Below are 22,927 nucleotides of genomic sequence, written 5' to 3'. Positions count from 1 at the left end.
GAAATCGTTAATTTAAATAAGGTGTACCGTATTTTTAGAAACGAATCGGCTTATAATTTGCCTAGTTTGATAAACGTGTATTGATATGATGAATGCTTTGGAACGTCGCTCAACTTTTGCCTTAAGTAGTATTTTTGCGCTACGTATGTTGGGTTTGTTCATGATTATTCCTGTCTTTTCTGTAGTCGGGCAGTCATATCAATATGCAACTCCAGCACTCATTGGTTTGGCTGTGGGTGTCTATGGTTTAAGTCAGGCTATTTTGCAAATTCCTTTTAGCTTACTGGCTGACCGTTTTAGTCGTAAACCTCTTGTGGTACTTGGCTTATTGCTGTTTGCAATTGGCGGTGCAATTGCGGGTTTATCTGACACGATTTATGGCGTGATTATTGGCCGTGCCATTGCAGGTGCGGGTGCAGTTTCAGCAGTCGTGATGGCGCTTCTTGCCGATGTGACGCGCGAAGAGCAGCGTACTAAAGCCATGGCCGCGATGGGCATGAGTATTGGTCTGTCTTTTGTGGTGGCGTTTAGTCTGGGGCCTTGGCTCACAAGTCTTGTCGGCATTTCTGGTTTGTTCTTTGTCACGACCATAATGGGTTTAATCGCGATTTTGATGTTATTGCTTGTACCTAAAGTAACTCGTCATCATCGTAATTATCAGCAAGGCTACTTAGCGCAGCTTAAGCAAGTCATTCAAATGGGTGATTTAAACCGTTTACACGTTTCGGTTTTTGCATTGCATTTATTGCTGACTGCCATGTTTATTTATGTGCCTTCACAGCTTATCGAGTTTGCCCATATTCCTTTAGCCAGTCATGGTTTGGTGTATCTACCGTTATTAGTTATTAGTCTGTTTTTTGCATTTCCAAGCATTATCGTGGCTGAAAAATATCGCAAAATGCGAGGAATTTTCTTAACAGCAATTACAGGCATTATTGCAGGTTTGCTGCTGCTCATATTTGGTTATCAATCAAAATATGTATTACTCGCAGGCCTAGGTATTTTCTTCATTGCCTTTAATGTGATGGAAGCTTTATTGCCATCGTGGTTATCAAAATGTGCACCAATTCAATCAAAAGCAACTGCTATGGGTGTAAATGCCAGTAGTCAGTTTTTAGGTGCTTTTTTTGGTGGCACACTAGGTGGTCAATTATTGATGTTACATAATACTGCGATTGGATGGAGTGTCTTAACAGGGATTGCTATAATATGGTTGCTAATTAGTTTTGGTTTAGCTCAGCCGCGGTATTTGTCATCGATTGTGTTGCCATTACCGCAAGTGCAACAGGTGAATGAGTGGACCACACAGCTATTGGCAATTCGTGGTATAGAAGAAGTTGTGGTGATGCCTGACCAGCAAGTTGCTTATATTAAAGTCGATAAACAGACTCTTGATGAGGCTGCGCGACGTGATTTAACGCAGTTGTTCGGTAAAGAGGTAGCCATTTAAGCATAACTCTTATAAAGTAAAACATAGAAATGAATAGGATGAAGATAGCTAATGCGTGGTGTAAATAAGGTTATTTTGGTTGGTACTTTGGGTCGTGATCCTGAAACAAAAACTTTTCCGAATGGGGGCTCGCTGACTCAATTTTCAATCGCAACAAGTGAAGCTTGGACCGATAAAACTTCAGGTGAGCGTAAAGAACAAACTGAATGGCACCGTATTGTTTTGCATAACCGTTTAGGTGAAATTGCTCAGCAGTTCCTACGTAAAGGTTCTAAGGTTTATATTGAAGGTTCATTACGCACGCGTCAGTGGACTGATCAAAATGGTCAAGAGCGCTATACAACTGAAATTCGTGGCGAACAGATGCAAATGTTAGATGGTCGTCAACAAGGTGAACAAGGTTTCGCTGGCGGTAATGATTTTAACCAACCACGTTTTAACGCACCTCAACAAGGTGGTAATGGTTATCAAAATAATAATAACCAAGGTGGCGGCTATGGCCAAAACAATGGCGGTGGTTATGGTAGCCAAGGTGGTTTCGGTAATGGTGGCAACAGCCCACAAGGTGGTGGTTTCGCTCCTAAAGCGCCACAACAACCAGCGTCTGCTCCAGCAGATTTAGACGACGATTTACCGTTCTAATCAGAAGTTTAAAAAAAGGCGAGTTTATCTCGCCTTTTTTATTACTCAATTCCGAGTAAACGTATTAGAGCCGTACCAGCGGCTGCTAAGCAAATTACCAATAGAAGTGGTACTTTTTTCCAAACCAAGAGAAGTGCTAGCCCAACACCGAATATACGCGCGAAACCTGCGAAATCTTGGCCTTCAAAAAATGTCGTCGTGACCGCAATCGCACAGAGCAAAACAGTTGCGCCGTTTGACAGTAAGACTTGGTATTTTTCAGAAAAAGTAAACTTGGCGCCTAAGTGAAAACCAGCAAAACGAATCCCATATGTTCCAAGTGCTAACAAGCCTATTCCCAAAATAATGAGTAATTGTTGATTCATTTTTTTCTACCAAATATTAAGCCAAAAAGTGAAATCAGAATTGGAAGTCCTGAGGCCAAAAAAGGTGTAGTCATCAGTGCTAAAGTTGATCCGGCAAATGCAGCTTTTCGAGTAGATTTGTTTTTTAAAGCATTAAAAGTAAGTGCAATTAAAATGGCAGGGAAAATGGCATCTAGACCGAACGTTTTTGGGTCTGGAATGGCACTTCCAATAAAATAACCCGAAGTGACACCGAGTGGCCAAGTCAGCATGATACCTATACCACATAGCCAGTAAGCGGCTTTTTTTGTCTCGAAATCGGGCTGTGCCATGCCAAACAAAACGCTTTCATCGTTCATGATATGAGCCCCGAAATATCGAGAGAATTTACCTCTGATTAATTCATTGACCGCAATCCCAAAAGGCAAATGTCTTAAATTGACGAGTAGTCCTGCAACCGCAGCAGCAATTGGGCTACCACCTACAGCCAAGAAGCCAATAAAAATAAATTCAGCAGTTCCTGCGAGCACAAATACAGATAGGCAGAGCGGGATCCAGAGCGCTAAGCTATAGCTTGCGGCGAGTGAACCTAAAGACATACCAACAACACTGGTTGCTAGACAGACAAAGAAAATCGAGCGGGTGGTGTCTTTACTAAGTTTCTTAATGAGAGCGTATGTGGACATAGTATGATATAACGAACGATTTTCCATTATAATGAATAAGTCTGATTGTTTTGTCAAAACGAACGATCGTTTTTTTTATAGAACGGATGTGGTGAATGTCTCAGCCAATTGAAATTATTGCCAAAGGTTTAAATCGTGAACGTCAAAGAGCAGGGCTTTCTTTGGCAGAGGTTGCCCGTCGTGCAGGCGTTGCAAAGTCAACACTTTCTCAACTAGAAGCTGGCCAAGGTAACCCAAGCATTGAAACGTTATGGGCACTTTGTGTGGCTCTAAATATTCCATTTGCACGTTTGATGGAAGAACCGAGCAATCAGGTGCAAGTCATTCGCTGTGGCGATGGTCCAACGGTGAGCTCGGAGATTGCTAATTACAAGGCAATTTTGCTCGCGACTTGTCCGCCTCATGCGCGCCGCGATGTGTATTTATTGATTGTTGAGCCAGGTGAAGACCGTCTTTCTGAACCTCATCCTGTTGGTTCTGTGGAGCACATTATTGTGGTCGAAGGTAAAGCTTTAGTGGGTTTAATTGATGAAGCTGTTGAGCTCGGTGTCGGAGACTATATTTGTTACCCTGCCGACCAGAAACATATCTTTAGAGCCTTGGAAACAGGTACAAAAGCGTTATTAATCTCTGAACAAAACTAAAGAATTCCAATCTTATTAAACTAAAACTTAATTATTTTCAGAATAAAAACTTAAAACCATTTACCCGCATTTCAGACAAAAAGAGCCAATTTTGCGTATAAATTTTGCAATTGGCTCTCTCTTTTATTCGAAAAATGGCTCTCGTTTCTTGACTGCCGAAACGACAAATTAAAGCCATTGGAAGTATGCATACGGAAGCGCCGGATAAGCTCAGTGATTTTTCTGTTTTAGGAATTGGGCAGAACGGCTAAATTTTTAGGGGATATTTTTTGGCTTCGGAGGATTTCCGAGACTAGCCGATATCCTCCATATATTAAGGAAAATGATATGGCAGCTCATCAAAATGGTTCTGAAGCCAATCACTCCCAAAGTTTAAAACATGGACTCAAATCACGCCACTTAACGATGATCTCGATTGCAGGGGTAATTGGTGGCTCTTTATTCGTAGGCTCGGGCAGTATTATTTACAATACGGGACCTGTAGTTTTTCTAACTTACGCTTTAGGTGGTTTACTCGTTTGGTTCATCATGCGTATGTTAGGCGAGATGGCTGTTTTAAACCCTGATAGTGGCTCTTTTTCAACTTATGCGGACCGCGCGATTGGCCGTTGGGCAGGTTTTTCAATTGGCTGGTTGTATTGGTGTACGCTCGCAATGCTCATGGGGTGGGAAGCCTATGTGGCAGGTAAAATTTTAAATAATTGGTTCCCATTTATACCGATCTGGGCCTATATGGTTGTCGTGATTGGTGCCTTAGTCGCAGTCAATTTACAAAACGTGAAAAACTATGGCGAATTTGAGTTCTGGTTTGCACTCATCAAAGTCATTGCGATTGTGATCTTCTTGGTGATTGGTAGTTTAGCCATCATGCATTTGTGGCCTTGGGGCAATCCGGCTGCTTCAGGTATTAGTAATCTAACCTCTCAAGGCTTTATGCCTAATGGTGGTTCATCCGTTATTACCGCCTTGCTTGGGGTCATGTTTGCTTATATTGGCGCTGAAATTGTCACTGTAGCGGCAGCAGAATCGGCAAATCCATCTAAAGAAATTCGTAAAGCATCGAACTCGGTGGTTTGGCGAATTATTTTATTCTATGTAGGTTCAATGTTTGTTGCGGTATGTTTGATTCCTCACAACAATGAACTTTTGAAAGATTCAACTTGGGGAACCTATAGTGTGACTTTGTCAGCCCTCGGGATTCCAGGTGCACGTCATATCGTAAATTTTGTAGTTCTCACCTCGGTATGTAGTTGCTTTAACTCAGCACTTTATACGTGTTCACGTATGTTATTCTCTTTAGCTAAACGTGGCGATGCACCGAAAAGTTTTGGGTCTGTAAACAGTAAAAGCAGTCCGTGGGTGGGTGTGATTGTGTCATGCTTCTTCTCTGTGATTGCGGTGGTTTTAACTGCAACTAAGAGTATGGATGTTTACGACTTTTTCATGCTAACGACGGGTGCAGCAACACTGTATGTGTACCTGACCATTGCTTATTCTCAGCTTCGTATGCGTAAAAAATTAGAAGCTGAAGGCGTGAAAATTGACTTTAAAATGTGGATGTTCCCTTACTTAACCTATGTAGTGATCTTTGCAATTATTGGTGCAATTCTGACTATGTTGATTGAAGGTACATATTTTAAAGAAGTGATTTACACCACCGCATTGTTCGGCATTATTGTGTTCTTCGGATTGTTGTCTGAAAAATTGGGTTGGGGTAAAGAGCGTAGAGCGACCCATCTCACTCATGCTCATGAAGAAAAGTTAGTTTAAATTTTTAAATAAAAAAAGAGCCTCACAATGAGGCTCTTTTTGTTTGTCTTAATACGAGAGAATAGTTAATTCAGCGTAGGTACACCTGCTTCACGTAAGCACTGGAGCAAGACACCAAAAGCCATCACCATGTCTTTTTCATTTACACAGGCAAAGCCCATCAGCAGTCCACGCTCTGCATGTGCATGTGACTGCATGTAGTATTGTGAAAGTGGGCGAACTTTGACACCACGTTCAAGTGCGGTTGCCGCAATCGCGACATCATCGCAAGAGTTTGGTAGTTTTAAAACTAAGTGTAACCCTGCTGCTTCGTCATATTCATGAATAAATTCGGGGCCAAGATAGCGTTTAATCAGACTGACTAAATAATCGCGTCTCTTTCCATAAAGTAAACGCATACGACGAATATGCGCTTCGTAATGACCTTCACGAATAAATTCTGCTAGGGCCTTTTGTTCAAGCAAATGTCCACCACGATAAAGCTCGGCTGCCACAATACGTAGGGGTGAAAAGAGTGGTTTAGGCACCACTAGATACCCAATTCTTAAAGATGGATAAATGGTTTTACTAAACGTGCCCATGTACAGCACAGGTGCATCATTTTCTAAGCCTTGTAAAGACGGATACGGTTGGCCTGAGAAACGAAACTCACTGTCGTAATCATCTTCGACAATCCAGCTATTGTGCTGGCGGGCAATCTCAATCAGTTTGCGTCGACGATCTAGGCTTAAATGTGAACCCAGTGGATATTGGTGTGATGGCGTGACAAAAATTAATTTGGGTGGTTTAACTGGATTTTCTTCGGGAATAATGCCTTCGGCATCGACTGGCATGGGTTGAATGTCTACGCCATTAATACGTAAAGTGTTGCGCATTCCCCAATACCCCGGATCTTCAATCCAGACGCGATCACCAATATCACTAAGCGCACGCGAAACTAAGTCAATCGCTTGGTGAATACCTTCGGTAATAATAATCTGGTCAGCATCACACTGAACTGAACGTGCAACGCGTAAGTAATCTGCCAACGCACTTCGAAGCTCAATACAGCCACCCGCATTACTGTAAATTAAACGGTTAATGTCAGGCTCTCGGCTCAGGCGAGCCTGAATACGACTAAAAATATGATGTGGAAACTCTGTTACATCGGGTGCTCCCGGCACGAAAGCTCCCCATTGATGTGGCGACGCTGCGGCATAGCCTAATAAGTTTGAGCCACGATTTGAGAGCGCATAAGAGTTTTGAACTTTCGGACTTGAAACTGCTTTTTTCTTATTTTGTGTATTTAAAAAACTCTCTGGTAGTTTTTCGGCAACCCATGTGCCATGACCTGTACGAGCCTCTAAATAGCCTTCAGCCTGTAGTTGTTCATAGGCAGTAAGAACAGTATTTCTCGAAACATGAATTTCACTGGCTAAGTCACGGGAAGCGGGCAAGCGAGTTTTAGGCTGAATGACACCATCAATAATGGCACCACGCAGACAACGGAAAAGGCGCTGATGTAGTTTACCTTCGGTGTCCTGTTGGAGCCGTTGTAATAAATGATCTCCAAGTAAACTACGCAATTGGCTCTCTCCTACAGTTAAAAAATGGCTCTCGTCAGTTGCCGCCAGACGAGCGAAATTACATGCATAGGCAGTCGTTGTAAAGCACCCTGAAAATTAAGCACAGGATGCAAAAAACCAAAGCTGCAACTGATGATGAAAATATGAGGGAATCAAATGGATAATCAACATTCTGCACTTAACGCACGTAAACAGCAAGCAACTCCACGTGGTGTAGGCGTGATGTGTCAGTGGTATGCAGAAAAAGCTGAAAACGCCACGCTTTGGGACAAGGAAGGCAACCAATTTATCGACTTTGCTGGTGGTATCGCGGTTTTAAATACAGGCCATCGCCACCCTAAAGTCATTGCAGCGGTGACAGAACAACTTACTAAATTTACTCACACTGCCTATCAAGTTACACCTTATGAAAGCTATGTGGCTTTAGCTGAGCGTATTAATGAGCGTGCGCCAATTGCTGGTCCTGCGAAATCAGCTTTTTTCACTACAGGTGCAGAAGCAGTTGAAAATGCTGTGAAGATTGCTCGTTGTTACACAGGCCGTCACGGCATTATCACTTTTGGTAACGGTTTCCACGGTCGTTCATTCATGACCATGGCAATGACAGGTAAAACTGCACCTTACAAACGTGATTTCGGTGTTATGCCAGCGGGTGTATTCCACGCACGTTATCCTGTACCTGCTAAAGGTATTTCAGTAGACGCAGCGATCGAAAGCGTTGAAGATATTTTCAGTGAAGATATTGCACCACATGATGTTGCAGCAATTGTGCTTGAGCCAGTACAAGGTGAGGGCGGTTTCAATGTTGTGCCAGCTGAGTTCTTAAAACGTTTACGTTCAATTTGCGATAAGCACGGCATTTTATTAGTTGCTGACGAAGTGCAATCAGGTTTTGCCCGTACTGGTAAATTGTTCGCAATGAACTATTACGAGACTAAAGCAGACCTGATCACCATGGCGAAAAGCTTGGGTGGTGGCTTCCCAATTTCGGGTGTTGTTGGCCGTGCAGAAGTGATGGATGCACCAAACCCAGGTGGACTAGGTGGTACTTACGCAGGTAGCCCGATTGCGGTTGCTGCTGCGCACGCAGTGATTGATGCGATTGAAGAAGAAAACCTATGCGACCGTGCAAATGAACTAGGTGCAGAGTTGGTTGTTGCACTTAAAGATATTCAGCAAGCAACAGGCGACGTCGTAACTGATATTCGTGCTTTAGGTTCAATGGTTGCAGTAGAGCTTGAGACTGCTGAACAAGCAAAAGTTGTACAAAACTATGCAATGGAAAACGGGTTGTTACTTCTTACTTGTGGTAAATACGGTAATGTAATTCGTTTCTTATATCCATTAACCATTCCTGCTGAACAATTCCGTCAAGGCCTTGATATCCTGAAACAAGGTTTTGCGACACTCAAAGCAGGTAGTGCAAAAGCAATGGAGCAATCTGCATGATTCAAAATAATTTGCAGTATTTATTAAAACATCCTGATATCTCATTAGAAGCACCTGCATCAAATGATTATATCGAAGTGAATGATGCTGCTACAGGTGAAACTTTGGCATGGGTGAAAACCTATGACCGTGCAGGGGTTGAAGCCGCAATTAACCGTTCAGCAAAAGCGCAAGCTGCTTGGAAAAAGCAAACTGCCTTGGCGCGTGCTGATGTGTTATTGGCATGGTACAACCTCATGCTTGAGCACAAAGAAAATCTGGCTCAAATTTTAACAGCTGAGCAAGGTAAACCATTGGCAGAAGCACGTGGTGAAATTGGTTATGCAGCATCATTCATCCGTTGGTTTGCTGAGCAAGCCCGCCGTGTTGATGGTGAAGTGTTGACACCAACCTTACCAAACCAACGTTTGCTCGTGATTAAACAAGCGATTGGTGTTACTGCTGCAATTACGCCATGGAACTTCCCAGCTGCCATGATTACTCGTAAAGCAGGTCCAGCCATTGCTGCAGGTTGTTCAATGTTGGTTAAACCAGCAGAACAAACGCCATTAACCGCTTATGCACTTGAAGTATTGGCTTTACAAGCGGGTTTACCAGCTGATGTTTTAATTAACATTAGTGGTGATGCGGTTGAAGTCGGCAAAACCCTATGCGAAAGCGATATTGTTCGTAAGTTAAGCTTCACAGGTTCAACGCAAGTTGGCCGTATCTTGATGCAACAATGTGCGCCAACCATTAAAAAGCTTTCACTTGAACTCGGTGGTAATGCACCAGTTGTGGTATTTGACGATGCCAATCTTGAACAAGCTGTTCAGGGCATCATGGCAAGTAAATATCGTAACAGCGGTCAGACTTGTGTTTGTGCTAACCGTATTTATGTTCAAGACGGTATTTACGATGCGTTGGCAGACCGTTTGGTTGAAGCAGTGTCTAAGCTGAAAGTTGGCGATGGCCGTCAAGAAGGTTCAACTCAAGGACCTTTAATTGATGAAGATGCGATTGCAAAAGTTCAGTCTCATATTGCAGATGCAACTGAGAAAGGCGCGACAGTTCGTCTTGGTGGTCAGCGTTCGGCACTTGGCGGTACATTCTTTGAACCGACTGTGTTAACTGGCGTAACGCAAGACATGAAAGTGTCTAAAGAAGAAACTTTTGGTCCGCTTGCACCACTATTCCGTTTTAAAACTGAATACGAAGCAGTGGCAATGGCGAACGATACCGAGTTCGGTTTAGCTGCTTATTTGTTTACTCAAAGCACAGCTCGTCAATGGCGAGTGGGTGAAGCACTTGAGTACGGAATGGTCGGCATTAACACAGGTGCAATTTCAAATGAAGTTGCTCCGTTTGGTGGCGTAAAACAATCAGGTCTAGGCCGTGAAGGTTCCAAATTCGGCATCGAAGAATATGTCGAAATGAAATACCTCTGCGTAGACTTATCTGAGTAAGGAACAAAGCGAGTTCGTTTTGTTCTGAACGAAAACATGCAGTTATGCTGTATGTGATGTTTCACAAAAACCGGTCATGCCCATTCATGACCGGTTTTTTTATTTAAGTCGGCAAATACCCTTCATGGCTTTCGGGTAAACACCTGAGTTCTTCAATCAGGGTTTCAATGAGTTTTTCGACCACAAGGCGTTGGCCTTTTCGGGACACATAAACCAGTTGTAGCATGCCAATATTCGACTTCCAGTCAGGAAGAATATGTACAAGTGTGCCTTTACGAATTTCAGATACGACAGTTAAAAAGGGAAGATCGGCAATGCCTAAACCATCCATCACGGCATAGTAGACACCTGCCAAATCATTACTTTTTATTCTTGGTTGATAAGGGATATCAACCGATTCACCGTTACGAATATTGCATAAATGCCAAATGTAATTTTGCTTTTGAGTCCCTAAGCTAATACTTGGAAATTCCTGTAATTCGGAATAATGCTGGATGATGCGGCCTTGCAGTAATTCAGGCGAAGCCACTAGGCAATGGTCAGTTTTAATCACATCACGAACAATTAAATTTGAATCTTCATTCGGTTCGAAATTGGTGCGAATGGCGAGGTCGATATCATCATGCAAAATATCTACTCGACGGCTCGTCAGCTCAAGAGCAATCTCAACTTTTGGATAGGTTTTTAAAAACTGATTTAAAATTTTTCTAATTTGAAAATGCATCATTAAAGGTGGGCAGCTTACTTTTATTACCCCTTGAGGTTCGCTTTTTTGTTTTAACAAAACGTTTTCTGCACATTCAACTTGAGCAATAACTTTGCAGCATTCCTCATAAAATTCTTGACCTAAATCAGTCACTTTGAAATGCCGGGTTGTTCTTTGAATCAGGCTCACATTAAATTTATTTTCAAGGTCAATAATGCGTCGGCTGAGCTTAGATTTACTAATATTTTCAGCTTCACTGGCTGCACTAAAGCCGCCGTGTTTTACGACTAAATAAAAATAATAAAAATCATCAAAAGAGCTTATCAATGTCCGATCAATCCATTTAAATTTAAGATTAGAGCGCTTAGGCACTCTAATCTTAGCAATTCAGCTTATTTTTGCGATGTATTAAAGCTATAGCTGGTCATCAGGTTGCGATAATCAGGAATATGATTTGAGAAGAGCGCACCGAGACCTTCCACATCATTACGCCAGTCACGGTGTAACTCACATGCCATACCGAACCAAGTCATCAGCTGAGCACCTGCTTTTGACATACGGTCCCAAGCAGCATCGCGTGTTAATTCATTGAAAGTACCAGAAGCATCAGTAATCACAAACACTTCAAAGCCTTCAGCGAGTGCAGATAAAGCTGGGAATGCCACACAAACCTCAGTGACCACACCAGCAATAATCAGTTGTTTTTTACCTGTCGCTTTGACCGCTTTTACAAAATCTTCATTGTCCCAAGCGTTGATTTGACCAGGACGTGGAATAAATGGCGCATCTGGAAAAAGCTCTTTTAATTCTGGAACTAAAGGACCATTTGGACCATTTTCAAAACTCGTAGTAAGAATAGTCGGTAAATTGAAATATTTCGCAGCATCTGCAAGTGCTAATACATTATTTTTAAATTTGTCTGGATCGATATCTCGAACTAAAGAAAGTAAACCTGCTTGGTGGTCAACTAAAAGAACCGCAGCATTATCCTTGTCTAAACGTACGTAATCTTGAGCCATTTTTTATTTCCTCGTGTTATCAAAATAAATAATCAAAAATTATTAAGTAGGTCATCAGTGCCTAAAATTATGCTAGATGAGTTTGTTGTCGTGATTAAGTCTAAAAAATAGGATTAAGAATTTTAAAAATAGGACGATCTTAAAAAGAATAACTCAAACTTTATGATTGTCTCATAGATGAAATAATGTGTTGCTAATCCTGATCTATAAACTGCAATTATTGAGGCGTAAAATCAATCTCAGTTCAAGAAAATCCTACATATATAGGAGAGATCAGATGAAGAAATTTCTTGGTGCATATCAAAATAACCACATGCATTGGGTGGGTGATGGTTTCCCTGTATATAACCTATTCTCTTATGACCGTTTAGGCCAAACCCTAAGCCCATTTTTGCTACTCGATTATGCAGCGCCTTATACCTTCTCGCCAACGACCGAACAGCAAGGTGTAGGCTCGCATCCACACCGTGGCTTTGAAACAGTGACAATCGCTTATCAAGGTGAAGTGACTCATAAAGACTCAAGCGGCGGCGGCGGAACCATTAAAACAGGTGACGTACAATGGATGACTGCGGGTGCAGGCGTTTTGCATGAAGAGTTCCATTCTCCTGAGTTTGCAGAGCATGGCGGTCTTTTTGAAATGGTGCAATTATGGGTAAATTTACCTGCTCATTCAAAAATGACGCCTGGAAAATACCAAGCAATTGAAGCGAAAGAGATTCCAGACATTGCGTTAGACGAGCATGGTAGTCATTTGCGTGTGATTGCGGGTGAATATGCAGATGCAAAAGGTGCTGCAACCACATTTAGTCCTTTAAATGTATGGGATGGTAAATTGGTCAAAGGCCAAAAACACACCCTTTATGTGCCTGAAGGACATACTACGCTTGTTGTTGTGTTAGATGGTGCAGTGGTCATTAATGATACCAACCGTCTTGAAGGTAAAACCGTTGCGATTTTATCTCGCGAAGGCGTTGAGTTTAGTTTAAATGCTGAAGAAGACACTAAATTCCTAGTGTTGACTGGCCAACCACTTAACGAACCAATCGAAGGTTATGGTCCATTCGTGATGAATAGCAAAGCCGAGATTATGGAAGCGATTGATGATTTTAATCGTGGAAAATTCGGTTCAATCATGCAAGAAGGTTAGATCTTTTAAGTCTTATTTTTCGTCATTTAAAGTAATAAAAAGCCCGCTATCAAATGTGAATAGCGGGCTTTTTCGCTGTAAAGATTCTGTTTTTATGATGGTTGGCATTGTTGTTGCGGCATTGTTTTATGTGATTTGCTTCTCATTATTGTGATGTCATGATATCGCAAAAAATAATAGTTGTAAAACGAATGATATAAATATAGTTAAATTATCTTATTTTATTTAAAAGATTTTTTTTAAATTTTCAAAAAATTTAAGGTTTTATGAGCTTCCATGTGATTGTAAGGAAATATAAAAAATGACTTTGCCAAAAAGCTAAATATTTTCTATATAAGTTGATGCAAAAAATAAAAATCTGGTAGTTTTTAATACGGTGTTTTTTTGGGGTATGAGTGATAATCAAAAAAATTCTCAAAGAATGGGACATCATTTTGAATATCGCAATTATTGGCAGTGGAATGGCAGGTCTTGCGGCAGCAAGAATTCTGAAAGATGCAGGGCATACGATCACGATATTTGAAGCACTTCCTGGCCGGGGAATGGATAGCCATAGCATTGAGTTCGATGGTGGAATTATTGATGCACCGCTACGTGTGATGAATCCTCATTTATGGAAAAACACACTCAGCCTCGCTGCTCATTTAGGTATTAAAACCTTTCCAGTACGTACTTATATGTCATGTAGCTGGTTATTTGAAGATCGTACTGAAACATGGTTAACCACATCTCGTAGCCGTATTGGTAATTTCCCGATTATCAATAATCGTAAAGGCATTCAGCAATATGGCTGGCGTCTTGTAAAAGGGATGTTGCAATTAAAAACTGCAATTCATCAGTTCTTTAAATCTAAAAATCAAGATATTACTCTCGCTGAATTTATTAATCAGAACGATATAGAAGAAGTATTCTGGCATGGCGTTGTTATGCCGGTGCTCTATACAATTTGTACGTGTAATCCAAAAACAATTGGCGATTGGCCAGCAAAAAACCTACTTGAGTTTTTACGTCATTTGACCGATGGCGACATGCTTTTGCGTATGAAAGGCGGTACACCTGCATTTGTAGATAGCTTGATTAAAGGTATCGACATTCATAGCGGATCAGCGATTAAGAACGTTGAATTACAAGGTGAGAAAGTACTGGTTGAAAACAGCCAAGGTGAAAAGAACTTATTTGATCGAGTGATTGTGGCAACGCCAACGTCTAAAATTGATGAGTTTTTGAACCCTGAACAATTTGCTGAAGATATGAATTTACTTAAGCAATTCCGTTTTGAGCAAGGTGATCTTGTTATTCATACAGATGCAACAGTAATGCCACCACGTCGTAAAGACTGGTCAGTGCTGAGCTATATGATGGATCGTAAGTTTACGCGTCAGCAATTCACAGTTTGGATGAATGCGGTTGAACCATCACTTGTGGGTAAAAATCCAGTGTTCCAGACTTGGCGCCCAGTGACTGATATTGATCCTAAAAAAATCATTTCAAAAGTGACTTTAACGCGTGCAGTCGTTGACTCACAAACAGTTGCCCTAAATAAAGAGTTGCAACAACGCCATTTAGACTTAAACCGTAAAGTATTTTACTGCGGTTCATGGTCATGTGATGGCTTGCCAATTTTAGAGTCAGCAGTTACTTCTGCAATGCATATTGCTGAAATTTTAGGTGCACCTTTACCATTTGTAGGTTTAAAACCTCAGGTCGAAGTTGCTCCTGAGCTCGGTTACTGAAATTGTGAAAATAAAAGTCCGAGCAGCTCTTTCTAGGCTTATCCCTCATAAATATGCAATTGATGCATCAAGTTTGGGAGATAACGAAGAGCTTGCTTGGACAAATTTGGGTTTTTGGAAAAATACCCAAAACTACCGTGAAGCTTGTTGCCAATTGGCAGATCATTTGGCACAAGCTATCAATTTAAATTCAAAAGATCATCTCTTAGATTTAGGCTGCGGACAGGGTGCAAGTTTGTTGCACTGGCTACAGCACTATCAACCCAAAAGCCTCAATGCAGTTGACTTACAACCCGAGTGTATTAATAAAATTCAAAGGCTTATTCCTGAAATAAGTCAGATTTTTTGTGGTTCATTTTTAAATTTAAAACAATTTGAATTTAAACAACACTTCGATGCTGTGTTGTGTATCGATGCCGCTTATCACAGCAATTTAAATTCATTTCTAGATTCCATCGCTCCAGTTTTAAATTCAAAAGGACGATTAGGTTTTCACTACCTAATGCGTGCCGATTCATGTCAAAACATGACCGTGTTACAAGAACAAAAGCATTGTTATTTACTCAAAGCAGCAAATGTCGCTTGGGATGCTGTACCGACTGAAAAAAAACTAAGAACTACCTTGGAACAACAAGGTTTTGTCGATATTCAAATTGAAGATTTATCTGAGCAAGTATTACTCGGTTTTTCGCGGTATATTCAAAATCAGCAAGGACAAAATCAAAGCCGAGGATTGGCAAATTTAAAAATTCAAATGACTGCAAAGTTATGCCAACAACTCTACCAAAATGGATATGTACGTTATATTCAAATCACAGCAATAAAAAAATAGGATGAGCCATGTCAGCCAAATATCAAGGATCGTGTTTATGTGGAGCTGTGAGCTATCAAAGCGAAGCAGAACCACGTTATAGCTTTAATTGCCATTGTCGAGATTGCCAGAAGGCAACAGGTTCAGCATATGCACCCATCGCTTTTTTTCACCAATCTGAATTGAAAGTGAATGGTGAACTTAAATATTTTGAGACTTTAGGATCTTCTGGCCGACCTATTAAAAGAGCATTTTGCCCGACTTGTGGTTCTCAGCTTTTTGGCTTACCTGAAATTGCCCCTGAAATGATTTCAATACGTGCAGGTACGCTTGATGACCCAAGTCTTTATCAGCCTAGAGCAGAGGTGTTTGTGAGCCAAGCCTACGCTTGGGATACGTTGAACCCAAACCTTAAACACTTTGAAAAAATGATAGAGAAGAGCAAGAAATAAGGCTTAATTAAAGAAGCCAAATATTCCTAAAACAATCATTAAAGTAAGGCTACCAATAGCGAGAAATAATATAGTTTTTCTATATTTTAGCTGCGGCATTTTACTTACAATGAAAATAAGGCATGCCAGTATGATCACTAAGGGCTGAAAAATATTTGATGGCAAAGTAAACATCTCGTTCCTTGTTATTTTTAAATATATTTTAGAAATAAAGTAATAGGTTCATTATAGCGTTTTCTCATTTAATTGATGAACTGAACTTCTTCATAAATTCATATTTTCGTTTTTTATTTTCAAATATAGGCAAATTAAGTTTTGAATTTAAAAGCACTATGTACGCTTTTTCTTACATACATTCGGGAAGTTGGCGTCTTTTTATGACGTGATGAATTGCCTATGATGAACTCATCAGGAACAGGAAGTTCCGAAACGTAAAACAACAATAATAAGTTTAAGCATCAGGACGTGAGGTATTACAGGAAGTGTACCTAGTAACGAAATACGAAAAAAGCCCAACAGGATGTTGGGCTTTTTTCATTTTGTATTAATAAATTTGTTTGCCGCCTAAGGCTGTGCAATCAACTGGCGTATTCCATTTCACCGCAGTTCCTGTAAGTACAGGACGTACAATACGCCACGGCCAGAAACCAAATCTTTGGCTTTGATGATAATTAATTACTACATCTGCACCGTATTTACGGGCAATGATCGCTAATTTAGGTTTTACTTCTTCAAAACCACCATAGGTTCCTTTCGCGGCTTTAATACGTTTAATAGATTTATAGTGCTCTGCTGAAGGAGTACCCTCAATTAAGCAAATGGGTGGGTTTGCAGTGGTTTGCATTTGAGCTTGAGATGTGGTGTCTTGAGCATATGTTGTTAAAGGCACAGTTAGAAATAAAGCAGGTAAAATAAAACGAAGTTTCATATTTTTCCGTATTGGTATCTTAATGAATTAAAGTTTATAAAATAGGTCTTATTCATATGACCTTATTTGGTGGCGAATTATAATCGTATCTTTTTAATATTTCTTATTTTAATTATATATTTTTTAATAAATTAGCAGCATTCTATTTCACTTGTTAAAAGAATAAATTCGTTTTAGAAAATTATTTTTAAGCTTAGATTTATAATAAGTATTTATCAAATTAAAAAAACATAGTTTTAGACAAGAGCTTTTTATCGAAAAAATATTCTTAATATGTTTTGCTATAAAACTATAGCCGCAGCAAAAGAAATAGTTATTGAATTAGAGAAATATGAAAAATAATTTGAGGGGGTGTGGATCAATAGGTCTGCACTCAACTTTTTGATAATAATTATAAATCTGTAAGTATTTCAAAACCTACAGGCAACAAAAAACCCCATAAATCAAATATTCATGAGGTTTAATGATGGTGCCGACACACGGATTCGAACTGTGGACCTACTGATTACAAGTCAGTTGCTCTACCAACTGAGCTATGTCGGCGACGTGGAATGAATTCTACAGTTTCTTAAAAAAAATACAAGCCAAAAAATGACCACTTAAATTTTTTCTATCAATTTTTAAATCTTTATGTGCTTGGACTTTAGAAATAGCTTAAGACTTCAACACATAGATAAACGAATCAACACGTTCGCCACTATTTAAAGTGATTTGCACAGGTACTCTTTCATAGCCTTCACCTTCAAAGTCATCGAGTAATTTCCAGTTTGCGTCTAAATGCTCTGAGCTAAAAACAAAACCTTGCACTTGATTGGTACTTTCATCAAGCACAATTCCCGGATAGCCTAAATCTGCTCCCCAGCCTTCATTGCGCAAGCTTCCGTTTACCCAACCTTCTGACCATTGTCCGCCAATATTTTCAAGTATATGTGCATTAGGACGGCCTGGGCCTAAAGTGCCATAAACAAATAAACTCGACATGTGATTTTCCTTTAACTTAAAAATTAATGCGCTTTTGCGTGTGTGGTATAAACGACTAAAAATATTCCAAGTAACGACAGTACAACGGTTAAGCCTACGATCGCACTCCATCCACCGTGTAACCAGAACCAGCCACCTGCTGACCCGACAATACTCGAACCCATGTAGTAAAACAGCAAGTACAGGGAGCTGGCGTGGGCTTTGGCTTGTTTACTTTCGGCACCAACGGAACTACTGGTGAGTGAGTGGGTAATAAAGAAACCTGTGGTAATAAAGGCGATGCCGATAATAATGCCGAAAAGAGAGCTGAGTAATGTCATGAGGCTACCCACAATCATTAAGGCAAAGCCGCTCATCATCATGGTTTTTTTACCGAAGCGATCGGCTAGCGTTCCTGCCAACGATGAAGACACCATGCCAAAGCTATACGACAAGAAAATAAGGCTAATTTGAGTTTGACTTAGTGAATAGGGCGCTCCGCTTAAACGGAAAGTGGCGTAGTTAAATAGAGTGACAAAGACACTCGTAAGCAAGAAACCAATGGCAAATAGGCGAAGTAACTTTAAATTACTTAAGTGAGTACGCCACATTTGCATGTGAAACCCCAAATTCAATCCTTTTTTTTGTACAAAATTACGCGAAGCGGGAAGTAGATTTAAAAAGGCAATCGAGCAAATAAAACAGATTGCACCAAGTAAGCCTAAAGCAGTGCGCCAAGAAAAATATTCAATCAAAATACCCATGCCGACGCGGCCCATCATTCCACCAAAAGCCGTACCTGCAATATACAAACCCATGGTTTTACCCAAGTGTTCAGGTGCGATTTCTTCGGCAATCCAAGCCATCGTTACGGCTGGTACACCGCCAAGTAATAGACCTTCTAATGCTCGTGCTATGAGCAAACTGTGCCAGTTAGGTGTAAACATAGCCACAATATTAAGAATAGCTGCGCACAGCATTGAGCTGAAGATGACACCACGACGACCAATTGCCTGAGAAAAAGCGCTCGATAGCACAATCGAAATGGCTAAAAAAGCAGTCGTTAATGACAAAGCTAAAGAGCTGCTCGCAGGGCTAATCTGGAAGCTTTGGCTGAATGCTGGCAGAAGTGGCTGTACACAATAAATCAGAGAGAAACTGGCAAAACCTACGAGGAATAAAGCAAATCCTGCATGTTTGTAGGCTTTTGTCCCTTTGTGAATCCATTCGCGGGAAAGAAGAGAATTTGCCTCAGTGCTTAAGGTACTGGGTGTAGATGAAGAGCTCATATCATGACCATGACAGAAAGAAATAGCAGTGCTTCGAGGGGCATGCTGCATCGAGAGAATTCGATAAATTAAAATTAGCAATTTAGGTGGTATTTTTCTAATATATTTAACAATAGATCATGATATGTTTTATATATAGCGATGGAACTCAGACATATACGCTACTTTTTAGCAGTAGCAGAAGAAAAAAACTTTACCAGAGCTGCGCATCGTTTAAACATGAGTCAGCCGCCTTTAAGCATGCAAATACGGGACTTAGAGGAAGAGCTAGGTGCAGATTTATTTATCCGTTCTCCGCATGGGGTTGAGTTGACCGAAGCTGGGCTTGCCTTTTTAAATGCGATTCAGCCTGTACAACAACGTGTAGAAGATGCAGCGAACTTGGTTAAGCAGGTAGCAAATGGAGAAGTAGGTCAATTACGATTGGGTTTTACAGGCACCTCAATGTTGAACCCTCTCATTCCTAAATGCGTTCGTTATTTCCAGCAGCAATATCCGAAAGTTAGTTTAAAACTTGAAGAAGCCAATACCTTGTTGCTCATAGACCTATTGCTTGAAGACCGTTTAGATGTCGCGATTATTCGTTCGCCTCGCAGTATTCCAGATAGTTTAATTATTCAAGAATTATTAGCAGAACCACTCATTGCTGCTTTACCTTCGGAGTCTTTGAGTCTAGATAATTCAACGCAAGAAATTGATTTAACTACGCTACGAGAACTTGATTTTATTGTCTCGCCACCTTCAATTAGCGCAGGGCTTTTCGATGCGATTAAACAAGCCTGCCATGAGCGTGGTTTTGAACCAAAAATTGGACAAAATGCACCGCAAATTGTGTCAATTTTATCGTTAGTATCTGCAAATTTAGGTGTATCTTTGGTGCCGGAGTCGACTAAACAATTGCAAATACAAGGCGTAGCTTATCGTTCTTTGAAAGCACCTGTACCTACGGTGGGTTTAGGGCTTGCTTATAAAAAACATGCCCCTTCACAAATGGCAATTAATTTTGCCAGTGTGGTGCAAGTGGCTTGTCACCATGCAGACGAATATCAATGAAATTATTTTATGCTTTAGGCGCTTTATTCATTAAAAAGATGCCTGAAATAATGAAAATTGCGCCATATAAAAACGATAAAGTCGGCTGTTCATGAATGAAAACCCAAGCCATCAGTGCTGCAAAAATAGGTTCAGAAAGTTCGGTCACTTGTACTTTTGCTGCGGGTAAATATGTTAATGCTTTGGTTGTGCAATAAAATCCAAGAATGGTTGGCAGAACTGCCAAGCCTATTAAGCCTAAAATAATATTGGTATTAAAACTAATGCTATGAAAATTAATTAAAAAGGGAACAGCAAGATAAACACTACCAAAAAGTAATAAATACTTCGTTAGGAATAAACCACCATTTAATCTGAATTTTTTAATTAATACTGAAAATAGCCCATAGCCAGTGCCTGCAATAGAGGCATTGATCAGCATTAATAAACTATTTTCACCTTTCCATGAAATTAAACTAATACCCGCTACAGCTAATAATGTTCCCGCAATAGAATGAATATAAATACTTTCTTTTAAAACTAATCTACCAAAAAATAAAGCTGAAATAGCGGCTGAAGCCATGAGTACCACAACTACATTGGCCGCAGCACCATGGTTGTAGGCAATGGTTTCGAAAAAGAATAGTGAAAAAATCCCTAAAAAAGCACATATCGCAATTTGGACAAAGACACTCAGTTTGCTTGGAGTATTGCTAATAAAAGCAATTTTTTGGCTAACAGGAACTTTAAATAAAAACACACTTAAAAAGAAGAACGCGATGACTGTTTTTAAAAAAGCAATGTCTTGTGGGCTTAAGCCACTGTGCATAAGCAGTTTACTAATCACCCCAATAGAGGCATTGAGTGCAGCAGCACAGAGCGCAAATAGAGTCCCAATAATCAGATTATTCACTTTTCTAATACTTCCATATATTTAGCCATAAGGAGTCTACATTATTTTTCGCAATATAGCCCTGTCAATTTCCTTCTTTTCCATGAAGTATAAATTATTTAAATTTTGTTGGTGATGGATATTAATTTGAATTAATCTATTTATTAAAAATTATTTGTTGTTTGATTGTTAATTAAATTATTTTGTTTAATTTTAATTAGGAATTCTTAAAAATAATATTTTGTTGACATTTTTAAAAATATATTTAAACATAATATTTGATTGTTTTAAGTTTAATTAATAACAGTCTTAATTCTAGCTAAATAAGTATTTAATGCTTAGATAATAATTTAAATATAATGGAGATAATTCGTGTTTTTTTCACAGGAAAGTTTGAAAAAATTAGAAAGTGCGGTTGATCATGCTATGCATAGCGAGTTTAAAAAAGATGAGATTATGCATAAATTTCATAATGAAGACTGGTTCGATGAAAATTATTATAAACGTCATATTTTAGAGTGTGTTATTCGCATTCATATGAATAATGAATTAGATGCAAATGCAGTGCGTGTTGCAGCAATCAATAATATCTCTGCCGCAAAACAGCTTTCATATTATTTATATGATGAATTTGGTCACGATGAAATGTTTGGTCAGGATTTGACTAAATATGGCTATTCTTCAGATCAGATCGTTTCAAAAAATGCATTTCCTGAAACATGGAAACTGATGGGGTATTTAAACTTTTGTGTAGAGAAATTTGGGGCATTACCAGCAGTCGTTTGGGACTGGTTCCTCGAATATTATGGCGACAAATTTAATAATTTTATTACCCAAAAAGCGGGTGTTCATATGGGGAATCAGGCTGTATCGGGTGCGGCTTCACATGTTGCATTCGATGAAGCTGAAGACCATAGTGGCATGATGACAGAGATGCTTTCTTCTGTAATTAAGACACAAGAAGACTTTGATCTAGCCATCAAACATATCAATAGCTTTGTTCCGATGGTGGGAGAGTATTTTCAGGCTGTGCGTGCTGAAACGCTTTCATAGCAATGGAATTAGAATATGCCAATGGTGAATGTTCGCATTAAAGAGCATATTTTCATTGCTGATTCTGAGCAGCCTCTCATCGATGCGGTGCCTGATAGCACGGTGATGAAAGGCTGTTTAAAAGGTGTGTGCCGAGTTTGTCGATGTAAACTAAAAGGTGGAGTCGTATATGAATCGGGAAACCAAGTTGCCATAGATAAAGAGTTCTTGCCTTGTATTAGCTATGCTCAGAGCGATGTCGAAATCGCACCATTGGTTAATAATTTTAGTGTGGCTCAATTAATAACTAGAAATTTTCTTTCTGAAAATATTGTTGAGCTCACATTTAAAATTAAAAGGACGTTCTTTAGTTCTAAAGCAATTGTGAATATCAAACACCCGTCAGAACCTTTAATTCGAAGTTACTCTGTGGTTTCACTGGGTGTGAAAAATTATGATTTTTTTGTTTTGCACATAAAATTAAGACCAAATGGAATATTTTCTAACTTATTTGAAAAGCTAGCGATTGGTGATCAATTAGAATACAACCTGAATAATCATATAGAACCTGAATACGATAAAGATATTTCTACGCTCAATATTGTAAGCGGTGGAAGCGGCATGGGAGCTGCACTTACTCGTGGATTAGATCTCATCCGAAAAAATCCTATTTCCAAAGTAAATATCTATGCGATTAATCGGTCAGTTTTAAGTGATTATCATCAACATTGCTTAAATGTTTTTCGAGAACAAGTTGCCGCTGAGGTCAATATTATAAATATCCCGTTTTGTACGTGGACGAATAATGGATTTGATTTTTCAAATTATTTGGACTCTCACGAGTTAACAGTGGGTGTCGGTTCTACCCCAATAATTAATAAAATTTTAAATCAGCCTCTGTGTGAGTTAGAAAGTTTTGGTCCCTAAC

General features: G+C 39.7%; 22 protein-coding genes and 1 tRNA gene. 13 read left to right on the top strand and 10 right to left on the bottom strand.

Annotated elements, in window-relative coordinates; genetic code table 11:
• Nucleotides 1-85 precede the first annotated feature (85 nt).
• Both F968_RS02685 and ssb read left to right on the top strand, forming a co-directional pair.
• Nucleotides 86-1,450 carry an MFS transporter gene (locus F968_RS02685; protein ID WP_004789981.1) on the top strand — a complete coding sequence of 455 codons (1,365 nt, stop codon included), beginning with the start codon at nt 86-88 and terminating at the stop codon, nt 1,448-1,450.
• Nucleotides 1,451-1,501: 51 nt separating this feature from the next.
• Nucleotides 1,502-2,092 (top strand): single-stranded DNA-binding protein, encoded by a 591-nt coding sequence (gene ssb / locus F968_RS02680; RefSeq protein WP_004789979.1) that lies wholly within the window; start codon nt 1,502-1,504, stop codon nt 2,090-2,092.
• A gap of 41 nt (nt 2,093-2,133) precedes the next feature.
• On the opposite strand, the gene F968_RS02675 is transcribed toward ssb, so the two are convergent.
• Together F968_RS02675 and F968_RS02670 are read right to left on the bottom strand one after the other, a co-directional pair.
• Nucleotides 2,134-2,457 (bottom strand): AzlD domain-containing protein, encoded by a 324-nt coding sequence (locus tag F968_RS02675; protein WP_004789977.1) that lies wholly within the window; start codon nt 2,455-2,457, stop codon nt 2,134-2,136.
• Entirely contained in the window at nt 2,454-3,149 is a 696-nt protein-coding gene (locus F968_RS02670; RefSeq protein WP_004789976.1) for an AzlC family ABC transporter permease, read from the bottom strand. The genes F968_RS02675 and F968_RS02670 overlap by 4 nt, the downstream gene beginning before the upstream one ends.
• Before the next feature lie 68 nt (nt 3,150-3,217).
• On the opposite strand from F968_RS02670, the gene F968_RS02665 reads away from it, so the two are divergent.
• Nucleotides 3,218-3,766: a helix-turn-helix domain-containing protein gene (locus tag F968_RS02665; RefSeq protein ID WP_004789974.1), complete on the top strand. Its 549-nt coding sequence runs from the start codon at nt 3,218-3,220 to the stop codon at nt 3,764-3,766.
• 327 nt (nt 3,767-4,093) lie between these two features.
• On the top strand, nt 4,094-5,536 hold the full coding sequence (locus F968_RS02660) for an amino acid permease (protein ID WP_004789973.1): 1,443 nt from the start codon (nt 4,094-4,096) through the stop codon (nt 5,534-5,536).
• Nucleotides 5,537-5,601: 65 nt separating this feature from the next.
• On the opposite strand, the gene F968_RS02655 is transcribed toward F968_RS02660, so the two are convergent.
• The gene (locus F968_RS02655; RefSeq protein WP_004789971.1) at nt 5,602-7,101 is read right to left on the bottom strand and encodes a MocR-like pyridoxine biosynthesis transcription factor PdxR; all 1,500 of its coding nucleotides are present in this window, start codon (nt 7,099-7,101) and stop codon (nt 5,602-5,604) included.
• 156 nt (nt 7,102-7,257) lie between these two features.
• Between F968_RS02655 and gabT the strand changes: the two genes are divergently transcribed.
• The gene (gabT, locus tag F968_RS02650; protein WP_004789969.1) at nt 7,258-8,550 is read left to right on the top strand and encodes a 4-aminobutyrate--2-oxoglutarate transaminase; all 1,293 of its coding nucleotides are present in this window, start codon (nt 7,258-7,260) and stop codon (nt 8,548-8,550) included.
• Nucleotides 8,547-9,995: an NAD-dependent succinate-semialdehyde dehydrogenase gene (locus F968_RS02645; protein WP_004789967.1), complete on the top strand. Its 1,449-nt coding sequence runs from the start codon at nt 8,547-8,549 to the stop codon at nt 9,993-9,995. The genes gabT and F968_RS02645 overlap by 4 nt, the downstream gene beginning before the upstream one ends.
• A 103-nt stretch (nt 9,996-10,098) precedes the next feature.
• Here F968_RS02645 and F968_RS02640 read toward each other — a convergent pair whose 3' ends face one another.
• Together F968_RS02640 and ycaC are read right to left on the bottom strand one after the other, a co-directional pair.
• Nucleotides 10,099-11,073: a LysR substrate-binding domain-containing protein gene (locus F968_RS02640; protein ID WP_004789965.1), complete on the bottom strand. Its 975-nt coding sequence runs from the start codon at nt 11,071-11,073 to the stop codon at nt 10,099-10,101.
• A gap of 20 nt (nt 11,074-11,093) precedes the next feature.
• On the bottom strand, nt 11,094-11,720 hold the full coding sequence (gene ycaC, locus F968_RS02635; protein WP_002052204.1) for an isochorismate family cysteine hydrolase YcaC: 627 nt from the start codon (nt 11,718-11,720) through the stop codon (nt 11,094-11,096).
• A gap of 277 nt (nt 11,721-11,997) precedes the next feature.
• Between ycaC and F968_RS02630 the strand changes: the two genes are divergently transcribed.
• The 4 genes from F968_RS02630 (at nt 11,998) to F968_RS02615 (ending at nt 15,866) form a co-directional block, all read left to right on the top strand.
• Nucleotides 11,998-12,870, top strand: a complete 873-nt coding sequence (locus F968_RS02630; RefSeq protein WP_004789962.1) for a pirin family protein — start codon at nt 11,998-12,000, stop codon at nt 12,868-12,870.
• 434 nt (nt 12,871-13,304) lie between these two features.
• Complete coding sequence (locus F968_RS02625) at nt 13,305-14,603, top strand: FAD-dependent oxidoreductase (protein WP_004789961.1); 1,299 nt, start codon at nt 13,305-13,307, stop codon at nt 14,601-14,603.
• A 4-nt stretch (nt 14,604-14,607) separates the two neighbouring features.
• Nucleotides 14,608-15,435, top strand: coding sequence for an SAM-dependent methyltransferase (locus F968_RS02620; protein WP_034596094.1), 828 nt, complete (start codon nt 14,608-14,610; stop codon nt 15,433-15,435).
• An 8-nt stretch (nt 15,436-15,443) separates the two neighbouring features.
• Nucleotides 15,444-15,866: a GFA family protein gene (locus F968_RS02615; RefSeq protein ID WP_004789959.1), complete on the top strand. Its 423-nt coding sequence runs from the start codon at nt 15,444-15,446 to the stop codon at nt 15,864-15,866.
• Between the two features lie 544 nt (nt 15,867-16,410).
• Here F968_RS02615 and F968_RS02610 read toward each other — a convergent pair.
• The 4 genes from F968_RS02610 to sxtP form a co-directional block, all read right to left on the bottom strand.
• Nucleotides 16,411-16,794, bottom strand: coding sequence for a hypothetical protein (locus F968_RS02610; protein ID WP_004789957.1), 384 nt, complete (start codon nt 16,792-16,794; stop codon nt 16,411-16,413).
• A 467-nt stretch (nt 16,795-17,261) separates the two neighbouring features.
• Nucleotides 17,262-17,337 (bottom strand) — tRNA-Thr (locus F968_RS02605).
• A 111-nt stretch (nt 17,338-17,448) separates the two neighbouring features.
• Nucleotides 17,449-17,775: a gamma-glutamylcyclotransferase family protein gene (locus F968_RS02600; RefSeq protein ID WP_004789956.1), complete on the bottom strand. Its 327-nt coding sequence runs from the start codon at nt 17,773-17,775 to the stop codon at nt 17,449-17,451.
• A 23-nt stretch (nt 17,776-17,798) separates the two neighbouring features.
• On the bottom strand, nt 17,799-19,043 hold the full coding sequence (sxtP, locus tag F968_RS02595) for a multidrug efflux MFS transporter SxtP (protein WP_034596118.1): 1,245 nt from the start codon (nt 19,041-19,043) through the stop codon (nt 17,799-17,801).
• A 141-nt stretch (nt 19,044-19,184) separates the two neighbouring features.
• Here sxtP and sxtR point away from each other — a divergent pair, with 141 nt between their 5' ends.
• On the top strand, nt 19,185-20,096 hold the full coding sequence (gene sxtR / locus F968_RS02590) for a multidrug efflux pump transcriptional activator SxtR (RefSeq protein WP_004789953.1): 912 nt from the start codon (nt 19,185-19,187) through the stop codon (nt 20,094-20,096).
• A gap of 7 nt (nt 20,097-20,103) precedes the next feature.
• Here sxtR and F968_RS02585 read toward each other — a convergent pair whose 3' ends face one another.
• Nucleotides 20,104-20,988 (bottom strand): DMT family transporter, encoded by an 885-nt coding sequence (locus tag F968_RS02585; protein WP_004789951.1) that lies wholly within the window; start codon nt 20,986-20,988, stop codon nt 20,104-20,106.
• Nucleotides 20,989-21,339: 351 nt separating this feature from the next.
• Here F968_RS02585 and F968_RS02580 point away from each other — a divergent pair, with 351 nt between their 5' ends.
• Nucleotides 21,340-22,020, top strand: coding sequence for a hypothetical protein (locus F968_RS02580; protein ID WP_004789949.1), 681 nt, complete (start codon nt 21,340-21,342; stop codon nt 22,018-22,020).
• A 15-nt stretch (nt 22,021-22,035) separates the two neighbouring features.
• Complete coding sequence (locus F968_RS02575) at nt 22,036-22,926, top strand: FAD-binding oxidoreductase (protein WP_004789947.1); 891 nt, start codon at nt 22,036-22,038, stop codon at nt 22,924-22,926.
• Nucleotide 22,927: the final 1 nt, after the last annotated feature.

It is taken from the genome of Acinetobacter sp. NIPH 817, assembly GCF_000368405.1.
Classification (GTDB): domain Bacteria; phylum Pseudomonadota; class Gammaproteobacteria; order Pseudomonadales; family Moraxellaceae; genus Acinetobacter.
The sequence above is the reverse complement of the archived record's forward strand: the minus strand, read 5'-3'. Positions and strand labels throughout refer to the sequence as shown.

Bases quoted from the DNA above. Each gene is read 5' to 3' on its own strand.
- F968_RS02685 (WP_004789981.1), top strand. From the start codon at position 86: ATGATGAATGCTTTGGAACGTCGCTCAACTTTTGCCTTAAGTAGTATT.
- ssb (WP_004789979.1), top strand. From the start codon at position 1,502: ATGCGTGGTGTAAATAAGGTTATTTTGGTTGGTACTTTGGGTCGTGAT.
- F968_RS02675 (WP_004789977.1), bottom strand. From the start codon at position 2,457: ATGAATCAACAATTACTCATTATTTTGGGAATAGGCTTGTTAGCACTT.
- F968_RS02670 (WP_004789976.1), bottom strand. From the start codon at position 3,149: ATGGAAAATCGTTCGTTATATCATACTATGTCCACATACGCTCTCATT.
- F968_RS02665 (WP_004789974.1), top strand. From the start codon at position 3,218: ATGTCTCAGCCAATTGAAATTATTGCCAAAGGTTTAAATCGTGAACGT.
- F968_RS02660 (WP_004789973.1), top strand. From the start codon at position 4,094: ATGGCAGCTCATCAAAATGGTTCTGAAGCCAATCACTCCCAAAGTTTA.
- gabT (WP_004789969.1), top strand. From the start codon at position 7,258: ATGGATAATCAACATTCTGCACTTAACGCACGTAAACAGCAAGCAACT.
- F968_RS02645 (WP_004789967.1), top strand. From the start codon at position 8,547: ATGATTCAAAATAATTTGCAGTATTTATTAAAACATCCTGATATCTCA.
- ycaC (WP_002052204.1), bottom strand. From the start codon at position 11,720: ATGGCTCAAGATTACGTACGTTTAGACAAGGATAATGCTGCGGTTCTT.
- F968_RS02630 (WP_004789962.1), top strand. From the start codon at position 11,998: ATGAAGAAATTTCTTGGTGCATATCAAAATAACCACATGCATTGGGTG.
- F968_RS02615 (WP_004789959.1), top strand. From the start codon at position 15,444: ATGTCAGCCAAATATCAAGGATCGTGTTTATGTGGAGCTGTGAGCTAT.
- F968_RS02610 (WP_004789957.1), bottom strand. From the start codon at position 16,794: ATGAAACTTCGTTTTATTTTACCTGCTTTATTTCTAACTGTGCCTTTA.
- F968_RS02600 (WP_004789956.1), bottom strand. From the start codon at position 17,775: ATGTCGAGTTTATTTGTTTATGGCACTTTAGGCCCAGGCCGTCCTAAT.
- sxtP (WP_034596118.1), bottom strand. From the start codon at position 19,043: ATGAGCTCTTCATCTACACCCAGTACCTTAAGCACTGAGGCAAATTCT.
- sxtR (WP_004789953.1), top strand. From the start codon at position 19,185: ATGGAACTCAGACATATACGCTACTTTTTAGCAGTAGCAGAAGAAAAA.
- F968_RS02575 (WP_004789947.1), top strand. From the start codon at position 22,036: ATGCCAATGGTGAATGTTCGCATTAAAGAGCATATTTTCATTGCTGAT.